The sequence below is a fragment of the Glutamicibacter nicotianae genome, from assembly GCF_002797775.1.
Taxonomy (GTDB): domain Bacteria; phylum Actinomycetota; class Actinomycetes; order Actinomycetales; family Micrococcaceae; genus Glutamicibacter; species Glutamicibacter nicotianae.
Genome location: NZ_PGEY01000001.1, coordinates 2,736,124 through 2,750,110, shown reverse-complemented (window position 1 = coordinate 2,750,110; position 13,987 = coordinate 2,736,124). Strand labels below are relative to the sequence as shown.

Sequence of the window (13,987 nt, the reverse complement as noted above, 5' to 3'; positions counted from 1 at the left end):
ACAGATTTTGTGCCCGCGAAGATTCCGACGAGGCGATCCATGAAGGGGTACGCAGATGAAGGCTTATGCCCAGGGCGAGAGCGAACCGCAGCTGATCGAAGAGACGATCGGAGCCAACTTCGAACGCACGGCGTCCCGCTTCGGGCCGGCAGAAGCACTGGTCGAAGCCGCCACCGGACGGCGCTGGAGCTGGAGCGAACTGGACGCGCAGATCAACCGCCTGGCCAAGGGCCTGCTGGCCGCCGGCCTGCAGGCGGGGGACCGGGCGGGCATCTGGGCGCCGAACTGCGCCGAATGGGTTTTCGCGCAGTACGCCACCGCGAAAATCGGCGTCATCCTGGTCAATGTCAATCCTGCCTACCGCACCCATGAGTACGCCTACGCGGTCAACCATTCGGGGGTGCGCCTGCTGCTGGCGGTCTCCGAATTCAAGACCAGCAACTACCGTGCGATGGTGGACGCGACGCGCGCCGACACCCCTGAACTTGAACGCGTTATCTACGTGGACACCGCGGACTTCGAGCAACTGCTGGCCGAAGGCGAGCGCATCAGCGACGAGGAACTGTCCCGGTGCCTGGCTGCCACCAAGCCGGAGGACCCGATCAACATCCAGTACACCTCGGGCACCACCGGCTACCCGAAGGGCGCGGTGCTCAGCCACCGCAACATCCTGAACAACGGCTACCAGGTCACCGGAATGATAGACCTGGACGAGCACGACCGACTGTGCATCCCGGTCCCGTTCTACCACTGCTTCGGCATGGTCATGGGCAACCTGGGCTGCACCAGCCGGGGCACCACGATCGTCATTCCGGCCCCGGGCTTCGATGCCGAAACCACGTTGCGGGTGGTGGCCGAGGAAAAGTGCACCGGGTTGTACGGGGTGCCGACGATGTTCATCGCGATGCAGAACCATCCCAGCTTCAAGGACCACGACCTCTCCTCGCTACGCACCGGCATCATGGCCGGGTCCATCTGCCCCATCGAGGTGATGCGCCGCTGCGTCGATGACATGGGGATGAACGCGGTGTCCATCGCCTACGGCATGACCGAGACTTCCCCGGTGTCCTGCCAGACCCGCAGCGACGACGATCTCGAGCGCCGCACCGCCACCATCGGCCGGGTGCACCCGCATGTGGAGATCAAGGTGGTGGATCCGGTCAGCGGCGAAACCCTGGAACGCGGGGAAACCGGCGAATACTGCACCCGCGGCTACTCGGTGATGCTCGGCTACTGGAACGACGAGCAGAAGACCCGGGCGGCCATCGACGAGGAGGGATGGATGCACACCGGGGACCTGGCGGTGATGCGCGAGGACGGCTACTGCACCATCGTCGGGCGCATCAAGGACATGGTGATCCGCGGCGGGGAGAACATCTACCCGGCGGAAATCGAGGAATTCCTCTACAAGCATCCGGATATCGAGGATGTGCAGGTGATCGGGGTGCCCGATCAGAAGTACGGCGAGGCGATCTGCGCCTGCATCCGCATGAAGGCAGGACGCGAGCCGCTGGATGCGGCGGCGATCCGCGAGTATTGCACCGGGCATCTGGCGCACTACAAGATCCCCGCCTACGTGCAGATCCTGCAGGATTTCCCGACCACCGTCACCGGGAAGATCCGCAAGAACCAGTTGCGCGAGGACGCGGCGAAAAGGCTTGAACTGTAGCCGCCCGCCGCCAGCCAGGTCAGCGAGCCACAGCGATGCTTTGGGTGGAGGTGAGCTTCAGCATAAATACTGCGCCCGGGAATTTCCTGCATGCTAGTTTTCCAAGTGGCTTCCGTGGGCTAACCTCGGGGGCGACAAGGAATTCTTGACGTAAATGGGGTGCGTGCGTGCAGAAACATTTCAGCCGTTTGGTGGGCATCGGTGTGATCGTGGTCGTGGTTCTCGCGGCCTCGCTGCTGGTGTGGGCGCTGAGCATCGCCGAACGCCCGGTGGGCATGTGGAACCCGATCGAGGTCCACATCGGAAGGCTCTGGACAACCTTCTACAGCTCCGAACTGCCCGATTTGCCGATCCTGGTTTTCTCCGTTGCCGCCGCGGTGATCCTGGTGCTGCTGGTGGTCCTGGGCGAGCGTCTGGTCACCTGGCGTTATCGCCGGACGCCGATCGAGAAATCGAGCCGGCCGCTGGCGCCCAAGGCGGTGATGGCCCGCACCCGAGGCGTCTACGCAGGACCGGTCACCGTGACCGTGCTGATTCCGGCGCACAATGAAGAAGCTTCCCTGCCATACACCCTGAAGGCCCTGGAGGAGCAGAGCTTCAAGCCATCGCGGATCATCGTGGTGGCCGACAACTGCACCGACCGGACCGTGCAGGTCGCCGGCGAGCACGGGGTCGAGGTGTTCGAATCGGTGGAGAACAAGCACAAGAAAGGCGGGGCGCTGAACCAGGCGCTGCACGCCATCCTGCCCGGGATGGGCGATAACGACTGCATCATGGTGATGGATGCCGACAGCCAGATCGGCGCGGACTTCCTGGCAACCGCCCGGGACCGCTTCACCTGGGACCGCGCGCTGATGTCGGTGGGCGGGCTGTTCCACGGTGAAGAAGGCCACGGGCTGATCGGCCAATTCCAGCGCAACGAATACACCCGCTACCAACGCGAAATCTCGCGCCGCGACGGCCGGGTCTTCGTGCTCACCGGCACGGCCTCGGTATTCCGCGCCTCGGCCCTGCGCGAGGTGGCGGCTGCGCGCGGCAGCGTGCTTCCGGGAACCCCCGGCGAGGTCTATGACACGGCTGCCTTGACCGAAGACAATGAGCTGACCATCGCGCTGAAAACCCTCGGCGCGCTGACCACGTCGCCGCAGGACTGCACGGTGGTCACCGAGCTGATGCCTAACTGGAAGATGCTGTGGGCGCAGCGGCTACGCTGGCAGCGAGGCGCCTTGGAGAACCTGGGCGCTTACGGAGTCACCGCGCAGACCTCCCGGTACTGGGCGCAGCAGATCGGCATCGGCTATGGCGTGATCGCGCTGTTCAGCTATTTCGCGCTGATGATCATCATGCTGATCTCCATGGACACCTGGGTGTGGTTCCCGTTCTGGATGCTGCTGGGCGCGCTCTTTGCTGTCGAACGCGTTGTCACGGTCTGGCACGGCGGCTGGAGAGCAAGGATCGTCGCCGCACTGGTGATTCCCGAGCTGGTCTACGACGCCTTCCTTGATCTCGCATTCCTCAAGGGCGTCGGGGATATCGCCTTTGCCCGCAGCGCGGATTGGAAGCATGTCGACCACGCAGGTGCCGCACGGAAGGAAAACATCTCATGATGAATCTCATCGTCCAGATCCCGCGAGGAATCATTCTCCCCGAAAGCGTGCTGCTCAGCGATTGGTTCGCTGTGCTCGCCTCGTTCGTCGCGATCAACACCGTGCTCTATCTGGTCCTGGGCTTGGCCAAGCTGCTGCCGGTGATCCGGATCCGCAGCGCACGGGGACGCGAACGCCGCTCAGAAACCAGGAATATCGATCCCGAGGCGTCCGTGTAGCTCATGCATCGCCACGGGCAGGTCCGCCAGCTCGATGCCGGGGCTGAAATAGAAGCCTTGCGCATAGTCGAAGTCCAGCCTGCGGGCGAGCTGAAGATGCTCGGCGATTTCGACCCCCTCGACCAGTGTCTTGGCGTTGATCTCGCGGGCGGCCGCCAGCAGGATGTCCACATGCTCGCGGGCTTCGGCCGATGCCAGGTAATGGATGAACAGCGAACGGTCCAGCTTCACGATGTGCGGCAACAGGCGCAGGATGCGCTCCCTTGTCGCGTAGCCGATGCCTGCATCGTCAACGAGCAGCAGGCAGCCGAGCTCATCGGCATTGATCCGGGCCGCATCGCAAACTTCCGGTGCGGACAACTCGTGCAGTTCCAGCCCCCAGTCCAGTCGGCGATCAAGTTCCGGGGCGGTGCGCGCGAAGGCCTTGATCGCCGGACCTGAAGCATTCATGGTGAGCAGCAGCCCATCGGGCAGTCCCTGGGCGGCGTGGACAATGCCCTCCAGGGCGTGCAGCTCCAGCGCCAGCAGATTGCCTTCGGCCCGGGCTTCGGCGAAGTGCTCATCTGGCCGGCGTCCGTCGCTGAATCGTGCCAGCGCCTCGAAGCCCAGCAACGCGTCGGAGCGCAGGTTGATCAGGGGCTGGAATGCGAACTTCATGGTCTACCTAGGCTGGAGATGCGGATTGACAACATGATGCTGGTTAGGCTGTTGGGTACGAAGGTGATATTACCCTGAAGCTGGCCAGGGATACGCGGTACTGATGAATTCACAAGGAAGCGGGAGCAGCATGCCCAGGACAAGGAACCGGCGGGCCAACGATGACGGAATCTGGTGGAGCCGGCTGCTGCCGGCCAGGCTCCGCAGGATCAAGCGGTTGGAAGTTGCTGTCACCGGGATGGTGGCGGCATTCCTGCTGGTGTTCTATCTGGTTAACCTGGGCAATGATTTCAGTTCTCCGCTCATCCAGAAGCTGGCGGTGGCAAGGGTTGCCGGGACCTTGGCCATGGTGATCACCGTGTGGATGCTGCTTGACCGTTTTCCACTGTGGATTGCCTATCTCGGGGCCCTGGCCGAGTTGTCGGCCTTTGTCGCCTTCGTGGGGTTCTCGGTCAACCATGAGCAGATCGTCTTCAGGCTCCAGGAATTTCCGCTCATCGCGCTCTATATGTCCTGGCTCTTTCCGCCGGCGGTCACCCGGTGGACCATCTATCCTGTCATGGCTTTCACCATTCCCTACTCGGTGTTCTTCGGCCCTGCCGTAGGCACCGAGCACCAAAGCGGTCCGTTGAACGTGCTGAGCCTGGTCTTCTTCACAGTCATTGGGATGTTCGTCGGCCACTACGTCAAGCGCCGATTCCGCCAGCAAACCCAGGTTGATGCGCTGACCGGCGCCTTGAACCGCGTCGGGCTGTCGGCGCGTGGAGATGCCGCCTTGCTCGCGTCGCGGAAGCACCGCAAGCCGCTGGCTGTGGCGTTGCTGGACATGGACGGATTCAAGGAGATCAACGACCAGGACGGCCATGACGCGGGGGACCGCGCACTGAAGGAGCTGGTGCGGCATCTGCGCAGCTCGATCCGTGCCGGAGACCTGGTCTGCCGATTGGGCGGAGACGAATTCGTGCTGGTGTTCCCCAATACGACGATGGGCCAGGCGCAGCTCTTGATGGAGCGCATTGAAGGCTCATCCAAGCTGGCCTGGAGCTTCGGAACGGCACAGGCCCGAGCCGATGACAACTTGAGCACCATGATCCTGCGCGCCGACCGGGACATGTACGCCTCCAAGCGCCAGCGTGCTGCCGAACGCGGCAAGTCCGCAGGGGAAAGCTGAGTCCAGGCCCTAGCCGAGCTTGCCGCCTAACCGGTCCTGCATTTTCTGGCTGGCCTCGTTCAGGCCCTGGATTTCCACACTCTTCCCGTAGTGCTCGTATTTGGTGCGGATCGAGTCCAGGGCGGCGACGGTCGAGGCATCCCAGAGGTGCGAATCGGACATGTCGATGATGACCTTCTCGGGGTCCTGCGCGTAGTCGAACTGCATGTACAGGTCGTTGGAGGAAGCGAAGAACAGCTCGCCGTTGACCTTGTACACGGCCGAATCTTCGGTAGCGCTGCGGTCCACGGTGACCATATGCGCCACGCGATTGGCGAAGAGCACCATGGCCGCAAGGATGCCCGCGCCCACGCCGATGGCGAGGTTGCTGGTGATCACGGTGAGCGCCACGGTGATGGCCATGACGAAAGTTTCGCTCTTGGGCATCATTTTCAGCGTGCTCGGGCGAATGGAATGCCAGTTGAAGGTGGTGGCCGAAACCACGATCATCACCGCGACCAGCGCGGCCATCGGAATCCGGGCGACGATGTCGCCGAGCAGCACGGCCAGCAGCAGCATGAAGATGCCGGCGAAGGCCGTGGAGATCCGGGTGCGCCCGCCGGAGACCTTCACGCCCACCATGGTCTGGCCGATCATCGCGCAGCCGCAGATCCCGCCGAAGAACCCGGTGACGATATTCGCGGTGCCCTGCGCCCAGGACTCGCGGGTCTTGCTCGACGGGGTGTCGGTGATGTCATCGACCAGCTTGGCGGTCAGCAGGGATTCGAGCAGGCCGACGAAAGCCACCGCGATCGCATAGGGTGCGATGATCTGCAGCGTCTCCATATCCAGGGGCACCCCGGGCAGGTGGAAGATCGGCAGCGAATCAGGCAGTTCCCCCTTGTCGCCCACGGTCGGAACGGTGACCTTCGCGAAGATGGTGATCGCGGTGAGCACCACGATGGCGATCAGCGGCGCCGGGACCGCCTTGGTGATCTTCGGGAAGTAGCAGACGATGGCGACGCCGAGGATCACCAGCGGGTAGACCATCCACGGGACATTGCGCAGCTCGGGCATCTGCGCCCAGAAAATCGAGATGGCCAGGCCATTGACGAAACCGATCATCACCTGGCGCGGAATGAAGCGCAGCAGCTTGGCCACGCCCAGCACAGCCAGCGTGACCTGGATGATGCCGGCCAGCACCACCGCCGCGAAGAGGTATTCCACTCCGTGGGTGCGCACCAGCGGGGCGACCACCAGTGCCACCGCGCCGGCGGCGGCGGAAATCATGGCCGGGCGCCCGCCGGCGATCGCGATGACCACCGACATGGTGAAGGAGGCGAAGATGCCTACGCGCGGGTCCACCCCGGCGATCACGGTGAACGCGATGACTTCGGGGATCAGTGCCAGGGAAACGACCAGGCCGGCGAGCAGTTCGGTTTTCAGCAGCCGCGGGGACTTGAGGGTGCGCAGCACCGACTGCCGTTGCAGGGGCGTCAATTCAGCGGTCGCGGTACTCACCGGGGCTCCGTTTCGTCAGGTATCCCAGGGAAAGCAAAGTGGGAACCCGTCTACGTTATCGCACCGGAGGTTGCCAGAGCCCGGACATGTCGGAGATCTGCGCTACACGAGGCGCACGGGGAGCTGAAGATCGAATTCCCGGCCGAAGACTTCGGCCGGGAATTCTCGATCATCACTCGCACCTTCATGAGGTACTTAAAACTGTAGAACGGCATTCTGTGGATGCAATAAGCATGCACTGCGCGTAGGCCATGCATCGGGCGGGAGGCTTCTGGTTAACAAGCAACTCCCGCCGGTTGCCCAGCGGGAGTTGCCCGATCATCACTCGCACCTTCATGAGGTGCTTTCGACTCTAAGGGCGCTTCCTATGTCCCGGCTGGGATGTGGGTTCGGATTGCGTGGGCGCCCAGCGGCTGTCGGATCCCCGCGCGCTGTCCATCGCTTCGCTGGAGCAGATCCTGGGCGATTGGAGCTCCGCGGATATCGAGCAATTCGCCAAGTACCTGAATCGCTTCAACAGCTCGATCGAAGAGTACAGCGAAGCCAAAAGGGCTTAAAGAGAAGTTCCCGTTGGGCAATATCCAACGGGAACTTCTACGATCATCACTCGCACCTTCAAGAGGTGTTTACAACACTACTGGCGGTTTCTGTGCCGTCCCTTTGGCTCAGCTACGCATATTCGATGCTTCCGCACAGGCAAGGTACACAGAAGGCCGTTGGGCGAAATGCACATAGATCCATGGGCCGACCGGCACGAAACTTGGTCAAATTTCCATAGGCCCGCGAGCCGCTTCTCCTTATGCTGGGAAGCATGACTCCAACGCAGAAGCCAGCGCCCGCAGCGACCCGTCCGTTGAACGTGGCCATCGTGCCTGATTCCTTCAAGGGCAGTGCGCGGGCCAGCGAAGTGGCCGCTGCCCTGGCCGGCGGCTTCGCCAAGGGAGCGGCCAGCCGCAAGCGCGACGTCGAGATCACCGCAGTGCCCTTCGCCGATGGCGGAGAAGGAACCCTCGAAGCTCTGATCGATGCCTGGGGCACCGAAGCGATCAGCGTGCAGACCACCGACGCCCTGGGCCGCCCTGTCGCGTCCCGGCTAGGACTGTCGGCCGACGGGAAGATCGCCGTGGTTGAAGCGGCCGAAGCTGCCGGCCTGCCGCAGGTCAGCGACGTCGAACGCAGGCCGCTGGAGGCAACGACCTACGGCCTGGGCGCGCTGGTCTCCCGTGCCCTGGAGCTGGGCGTTTCGCAGATCATCTTGTGCTTGGGCGGCTCGGCCACCACCGACGGCGGCACCGGGCTGCTTGCTGCCCTCGGTGCCAGCTTCCTGGATGCCGACGGCGCGAAGCTGCCCGCTGGGGGCGGAGCGCTGCAGAATCTGGCCTCCATCGACGTTTCGGGGCTTGACCCGCGGGCGGCGAACGTCCAATGGCAGATCGCCTGCGATGTCACCAACCCGCTGCTCGGCGCCAAGGGCGCGGCCGCGGTTTTCGGTCCGCAGAAGGGCGCCAGCCAGGAGCAGGTGCAGCTCCTGAATGCAGGCCTGGCCCGGCTGGCCGATGTGCTGGAAGCCGATACCGGGCGCAAGCTGCGCGAGCAGCCGGGCATGGGCGCGGCCGGCGGCTTGGCCATCAGCCTCGGATCCTACTACCAGGTGGATCTGGTCCCCGGCTGGGATTTGGTGGCGCAAGTGCTTGGCGCCCACGACATCCTCGAGGGCGCGGATCTGGTACTGACCGGGGAAGGGCGCCTGGATTCGCAGTCGCTGGACGGAAAGGTGGTCTCCGGGGTGCTGCAGGCAGCCGGCGAGAACGCCGAGGTGATCGTGGTTGCCGGGTCGGTGGACCTGACCGATGAGCAGCTGGAGGAATCCGGGATCCTGGCCGCTTATTCCATTGCCCCGGGGCCGGCAACGCTGGCAGAACTCTCCGCGCAGACCCTGTCCCTGGTGGAGCGCACCGCGTTCAGCGTGGCGCGCACCTATCTGCGCTAGCCTGCACGTTCGGGGTCAGCCGGCCGTGCGCAGGAATTCCCCGAGGGACATCGGCGGGGTGCCGGTGATGATTTCTACGTGGTTGCCCACCTGTGACATCGCATCGCTGGCGATGGCCGTGTAGGTGCTGACCCAGGCATCCAGTTGCCAGTCCGGGGCGCCGAAGACCGCGCGCGAGGCGTAGGCTTCCTCGATGGTTTCGTTGTGGAACAAGATCTGCTTGCCGCCGGCCCCGCTGAGGATGCGTGCCACATCGGCCATGTCCAGGGACTGCGGCCCGGTCAGCTCGTAGGTGGCGCCGGCGTGCTCTGCCGGATCCGCAAGCACGGCGGCCGCGGACCGCGCCACGTCGGCCCGGGCGACCGGAACGAAGCGGCCCTCGCCTGCCGGCCCGCGGATGACCCCGTCTTGCCCGGCAAGGTGCGGCATGAGGTCCTGGTAGAAGCTGTCGCGCAGGAAAGTCCAGCGCATCCCGGACTCCTTCAGGTATTGCTCTGTGGCGTGGTGCTCGCGGGCAAGGGTGAACAGCGCATCGGGTGCCGCGGCGGAAAGGATGTATAGATGACCTGCTTTACCCCGGCCTTGCTGGCCGCGTCGATGAAGGCACGGTGCAGATCCATCCGCTGCGCCCCTTCCGGAGCGGAGACCATGAAGAGCACTTCAACGCCGTCAAGGGCCTCGGCGCTGGCGGACTGGTCGGCATAGTCGAATTGCCGTACCTCGGCCTCGGGCAATTCCGGGGCCTTCGACGGCGTGCGCGCCAGCAGGCGCTGGGCGATCCCGCGGTGGGCGAGCTGATGGGCCACCAGTGATCCGAGCGCTCCGGTGGAGCCGGTGACTGCAATGCTTGGCATGGATCCCATGGCTGCTCGCTTCCCCTCTGGTGCAATGCCTAGTGCCAGCCTAGGCGACACGGCGATCGAAACGGTAGGGCAGCGCTAGAAATTCTCCAGCTTGAGCAGGCCGGCTTCAAGGATCACCTGGGCCGTTGCCTCATAGTGGGCGCGCAGGCGCTCGCCGAGCTGCTCCGCATTGCGATCCAGCGCTGCCTGGAGCAGTCCTTCGTGCTCGGCTTCGACATTCCGATGCGTGGCGGCTTCGGTGGCCGCGGCCCAGCGGCGGTAGAGCAGCGTCGAATTGGCCAGGTTGGCCGACAGGTCCAGGATCGGCGGGCAAGCGCAGGGGGCGAGCAGCAGCTGATGGAACTCGCGGTGCGCCTTGCCCCATGCGGGCGTGAACTGCTCGGGTTGATCTGCGCGGCGGCGCGGAGCCTTGGCCAGCCGGTAGTGCGCGGCGATCAGGGCTGATTCCCATTCCAGATCCCCGCGCTCGAGTGCAAGCCTGGCGGCCAGCGCTTCGGTGACGCAGCGCAGTTCGGTCTGGTCGCGCAGCTGGCGCAGGTTCAGCTCCGGGACAAAGAAGCCGCGATTGGGGATTGCCGCCACCAGGCCCTCGCCGGACAGCCGGGTCAGCGACTCGCGGATGACGGTGGTGCTCGTGGAAAAACGTTGCGCCAGGTGCGGAGGAGCAAGGCGCTCGCCGGGCATCCAGGTGCCATCGAGGATGGCCTCGCGGATGCCCGATAGTGCGGCTTCGGCCGGCTTAGCCATGGCTTGGCTGCTTTGCCGTCCCGAAGGAAGCCAGCACGGTGGCCTTGGAGCTCATTTCCTTGAGCAGCCGGGCACGGTCGTTGGATGGAGCAATGCCTGCGACATAGTAGTCCGGGCGGATTAGCAGGACGGTGCCGGTGGCGGCATCGAAGACGCGGGAGGTGTCGGTGGCGGTGACGGTGCTGCCGTCCTGGCTGGTGAAGACCAGCTGGTGGCCGGCGGCCACCTCGATGGTGTTCCAGCCTGGGGCCAGCAGGTCATCGAGCGCGGTGGCCGCGCCGTTGGCGTCCACTTGGGGCTGCGGGAGCATGCGCCCGACGAAGTCCTGGGCCAGGTGAGGGACCCCGGGCAGCGGGGGAAGGACGGTGCCGGTGGTGTAGTGCGGCTGCTTGAGGAAGCGCATGCCGGTCAGCCAGCGGTTCAACGGCGGAATGATCCGCGTGCCGACGACCACCGCGTCGCGGATCCGGGTGATCACCGGGTTGGTGTTCATGACCACCCAGCCGATGCGCTTGGAGAGCTTGACCATCTCGGCAGCGTGCGGGCGGCGTTCGGTTTCGTAGTCGTCGATGATCGATTCCTCGGCCTCGCCGGCGATGACGGCTGCCAAGCGCCAGGAAATGGCGGCGGCATCGCGGATGCCGGCGTTCAGGCCCTGCCCGGCGAAGGGCGGCATCAGGTGCGCGGCGTCGCCGGCGAGCAGCACCCGGTGCTCGCGGTAGCGTTCGGCGATGCGCTGGTGCGCGGTGTAGACGGCGGCGCGGCGGATGGTCACCGTCTCGGTGTCCTGGAACTCGGAAATCAGCTGCGCGATGGAGGCCGGCGAAGTCATCTGCTCGCCGTCCTCATGGTCGAAGAGCATGAACTCGTAGCGGCGGCGGCCATTCACCCCGGGGACCACCACGGCCGGGCGCTGCCCATTGCAGTGGAAAGAGGCGAAGGGCTCCGGGTTGCCGGGCACGTCCAGCAGGTCCACCACGATCCAGCGTTCGGTCTGGGTGGAGCCTTGCAGGCCGATGCCCAGTTCGCGGCGGGTGAAGGACTTGCCGCCATCGCAGGCCAGCACCCACTTGGCCTTGAATTCCAGTGCGGTTTCGCTGCCTTGGGCGGCTGCGTAGGGATCGTGGCCGGCGTCGCCGATCTTTGCGCCGTTGAAGCCGGTGGTGGCCTCTCCGGTGCGGGTGGCGTGCACGATGACGTGGTCCTCATGCTGCACGATCGAGGTGGCCGCGGTGGCGTAGTGCAGGGCCAGGTTCTGCCGCAGGGCGGCCGCCTCGTAGAGCAGGCCTTCGAGGATCGGCTGGTCGAACTGGCTCTTGCCGGGCTGGCCCAGGCGAGGGTTGCCCGGGCGCACGTCGGCAATGACCTTGCCGCCCAAGCCGAAGTAGCGGGCACCGGTATCCATGAGCATCTGCGGGCCCAGCTCATCCATGATCCCCAGGTGCGACATGATGCGCAGGGTCTCATCGGTGGCGCTGATGGCGCGCGGTTCGTCGCCGCTGCCCGGATTCTTCTCGATCAGCGCCACCTGCAGGCCGGAATCGGCCAGCAGGTTGGCGGCGGTCAGGCCCGTGGGGCCCGAACCGATGACCAGGACGTCGATTTCATGGGATTGTGCCACTGCCTGCTACTTCCTTGCTTGCGTTCGTGCTTCTGTCGGGTGGTGCGAGGCTAGGCGCTGGCGCCAGCGGTTGCCTGCGCGCCGGCAAGCAGCGAGGCTTCGTCGGCCACGGTGTTGCGCAGGATGCCCAAGCCGGTGATCTCGACCTCGACCACGTCGCCGTGGTTGATCAGGCCGTCCGGGCCGTAGAACAGGCCCACGCCGCCCGGGGTGCCGGTGACGATCACATCGCCCGGGTTCAACTTGGTGAAGCCGGTGACGTAGTTGATCAGGGTCGGGATGTCGAAGACCAGATTGGCGACGGGGGCCTGCTGGCGCACTTCGCCGTTGACGCGGGTTTCGAGCACCGCGGTGGTGATGTCGCCCAGGTCGGCTGCCGGCACCAGGTAGGGTCCGAAACCGCCGGTGCCCGGGAAGTTCTTGCCCGGGATCCACTGGCTGGCGGCTTTCTGCCAGTCGCGGACGGAGAAATCGTTGTAGCAGGCGTAGCCGGCGATGTGGTCCCAGGCGTCTTCCTTCTCGACGTGGAAGGCCTCCTTGGAGATCACCAGCGCCATTTCGCCCTCGTAGTCGAACTTGGTGGTGGTGGTCGGCTTCACCGCTGGGGCCAGGTGGCCCATCTGCGAATCGGCGAAGCGGGTGAACACGGTCGGCGCGGTCTGCCCGGTCTTGCCCGACTCCTCCTGGTGGGCCAGGTAGTTCACGCCGATGCAGATGATCTTGCCCGGGTTGGTGACCGAGGGCAGGAAATCGATGTCGGCCTCGGCGATCGTCGGTGCGCCGGAAAGATCCAGCTGCGTGCCGAAGATGCCCTTTTCGATGGCGTCGCGGGTGGTGGCTGCGAGGTTCTTGCCGGAGGGGCCCAGATCGTGGACGGTGCCATCGATGGACACGCCCCAGGTCTCGGTGCCGTCGGCTGCCTTGAAGGATACGTACTGCATGGTGGTGTTGCCTTTCGAAAGTGTTCGCGATGCGTTGCGGGTTAGATGAAGGTCTTCAGTTCGGTGACGGTCGGGATGCCGAAGGTGCGGAAGTCCTCGGTGCGGCGGTTGGACCACATGTTCCACCAGTTCTCGTCTTCGCCCCAGATGACCGGGTCGCGCTCGTCGTCGTAGATCTGTTCCAGGTCGGTGTAGAGCTCCACTACGGCGCCGGAGGTCTCCACGTAGTAGGCGGCGATGTTGTGCCCGGCGCCGTGGCGGACCGGGCCCCAGATCAGTTCGCGGCCAGCCGCGCCCAGGCGGTCGCCGAGCTTGGCCAGGTCGCCGATGGACTGGACCTGCCAGGCGTGGTGGTGGAAGGTGCCCTGGCCCTTGATCAGCGCGATGCCGTGGTGATCCGGGTTGCAGCGCATGAAGTAGGCGAAGTCGTCGCCGATGACATCCGAGAGGCGGAAGTCGAAGATGCGGCGCAGGAATTCCATCATTGAGCGCACGTCGCGCGGGTGGAAGTTGATGTGGCCGTAGCGATCCGGGCCGAAGGAGAGCAGGCCGCGGTCATTGTTCTGCATGCCGCTGTACACCTCAAAGATCCAGCCTTCGGGGCCGATGAACGAGAAGCCATCCTGGACACCCAGGGATACCGGGGTTTCGGAGACGATTTTGAAGTTCTCGTCGGCCACGCGCTTGCGGATCTCGCGCAGCGCGTCGCCGTCCTGGGCGATCAGGCCCAGCGAGTGGATGCCGTTGACCTCGGACTCGACGTAGGCCAGCTCGTGGTGCACCGAGTTGGCGGCGAGGTAGACCTCGTTGCCGGTGCGTTCGGTGACGCGCAGGCCGAGCAGCTGCGTGGCGTCGAAAATGGATCCTTCGATGTCATTGGTCTGGATGGACACGTGGCCCATTTCCCTGATTAATCCCCAAGCCATGGTGGATCCCTTCTGCTGGCAATAAAAATATTGTGATCGAGATAATTAGATTATTTACTTTAAGTTATATTGTCCAG

The 13,987-nt window shown here is 64.6% G+C and carries 14 protein-coding genes; 6 read left to right on the top strand and 8 right to left on the bottom strand.

Annotation, left to right across the window (positions count from 1 at the left end; translation table 11 throughout):
* The first annotated feature begins 55 nt into the window (after nt 1–55).
* From ATK23_RS12785 to ATK23_RS12775, 3 genes are all read left to right on the top strand, one after another.
* Complete coding sequence (locus tag ATK23_RS12785; protein WP_066143169.1) at nt 56–1,669, top strand: AMP-binding protein; 1,614 nt, start codon at nt 56–58, stop codon at nt 1,667–1,669.
* A gap of 167 nt (nt 1,670–1,836) precedes the next feature.
* A complete protein-coding gene (locus ATK23_RS12780) occupies nt 1,837–3,276 on the top strand; it encodes a glycosyltransferase family 2 protein (RefSeq protein ID WP_245858417.1) in 1,440 nt (479 codons plus the stop codon).
* Nucleotides 3,273–3,494: a hypothetical protein gene (locus ATK23_RS12775; protein ID WP_223308829.1), complete on the top strand. Its 222-nt coding sequence runs from the start codon at nt 3,273–3,275 to the stop codon at nt 3,492–3,494. The genes ATK23_RS12780 and ATK23_RS12775 overlap by 4 nt, the downstream gene beginning before the upstream one ends.
* Here the strand turns inward: ATK23_RS12775 and ATK23_RS12770 are convergent.
* Nucleotides 3,456–4,151 carry an EAL domain-containing protein gene (locus ATK23_RS12770; protein WP_066143172.1) on the bottom strand — a complete coding sequence of 232 codons (696 nt, stop codon included), beginning with the start codon at nt 4,149–4,151 and terminating at the stop codon, nt 3,456–3,458. The genes ATK23_RS12775 and ATK23_RS12770 overlap by 39 nt on opposite strands.
* 130 nt (nt 4,152–4,281) lie before the next feature.
* Between ATK23_RS12770 and ATK23_RS12765 the strand changes: the two genes are divergently transcribed.
* Nucleotides 4,282–5,322: a GGDEF domain-containing protein gene (locus tag ATK23_RS12765; protein WP_157801659.1), complete on the top strand. Its 1,041-nt coding sequence runs from the start codon at nt 4,282–4,284 to the stop codon at nt 5,320–5,322.
* A 9-nt stretch (nt 5,323–5,331) separates the two neighbouring features.
* Here ATK23_RS12765 and ATK23_RS12760 read toward each other — a convergent pair whose 3' ends face one another.
* Nucleotides 5,332–6,822, bottom strand: a complete 1,491-nt coding sequence (locus ATK23_RS12760; protein ID WP_066143178.1) for a SulP family inorganic anion transporter — start codon at nt 6,820–6,822, stop codon at nt 5,332–5,334.
* A gap of 398 nt (nt 6,823–7,220) precedes the next feature.
* Here ATK23_RS12760 and ATK23_RS16380 point away from each other — a divergent pair, with 398 nt between their 5' ends.
* Nucleotides 7,221–7,379 carry a hypothetical protein gene (locus ATK23_RS16380; protein ID WP_157066414.1) on the top strand — a complete coding sequence of 53 codons (159 nt, stop codon included), beginning with the start codon at nt 7,221–7,223 and terminating at the stop codon, nt 7,377–7,379.
* A gap of 254 nt (nt 7,380–7,633) precedes the next feature.
* Nucleotides 7,634–8,812 carry a glycerate kinase gene (locus tag ATK23_RS12755; protein WP_066143181.1) on the top strand — a complete coding sequence of 393 codons (1,179 nt, stop codon included), beginning with the start codon at nt 7,634–7,636 and terminating at the stop codon, nt 8,810–8,812.
* Between the two features lie 15 nt (nt 8,813–8,827).
* On the opposite strand, the gene ATK23_RS16750 is transcribed toward ATK23_RS12755, so the two are convergent.
* The 6 genes from ATK23_RS16750 to ATK23_RS12730 form a co-directional block, all read right to left on the bottom strand.
* A complete protein-coding gene (locus tag ATK23_RS16750; protein ID WP_322788199.1) occupies nt 8,828–9,298 on the bottom strand; it encodes a Rossmann-fold NAD(P)-binding domain-containing protein in 471 nt (156 codons plus the stop codon).
* On the bottom strand, nt 9,295–9,666 hold the full coding sequence (locus ATK23_RS16745) for an NAD(P)H-binding protein (RefSeq protein WP_322787546.1): 372 nt from the start codon (nt 9,664–9,666) through the stop codon (nt 9,295–9,297). Before ATK23_RS16745 ends, ATK23_RS16750 begins: the two co-directional genes overlap by 4 nt.
* 84 nt (nt 9,667–9,750) lie before the next feature.
* Complete coding sequence (locus tag ATK23_RS12745; RefSeq protein ID WP_066143183.1) at nt 9,751–10,422, bottom strand: GntR family transcriptional regulator; 672 nt, start codon at nt 10,420–10,422, stop codon at nt 9,751–9,753.
* On the bottom strand, nt 10,415–12,043 hold the full coding sequence (locus ATK23_RS12740) for an FAD-dependent monooxygenase (RefSeq protein ID WP_066143186.1): 1,629 nt from the start codon (nt 12,041–12,043) through the stop codon (nt 10,415–10,417). The genes ATK23_RS12745 and ATK23_RS12740 overlap by 8 nt, the downstream gene beginning before the upstream one ends.
* 50 nt (nt 12,044–12,093) lie before the next feature.
* Entirely contained in the window at nt 12,094–12,984 is an 891-nt protein-coding gene (locus ATK23_RS12735; RefSeq protein WP_066143189.1) for a fumarylacetoacetate hydrolase family protein, read from the bottom strand.
* A 41-nt stretch (nt 12,985–13,025) separates the two neighbouring features.
* On the bottom strand, nt 13,026–13,910 hold the full coding sequence (locus ATK23_RS12730) for a VOC family protein (protein WP_083515645.1): 885 nt from the start codon (nt 13,908–13,910) through the stop codon (nt 13,026–13,028).
* Nucleotides 13,911–13,987 lie beyond the last annotated feature (77 nt).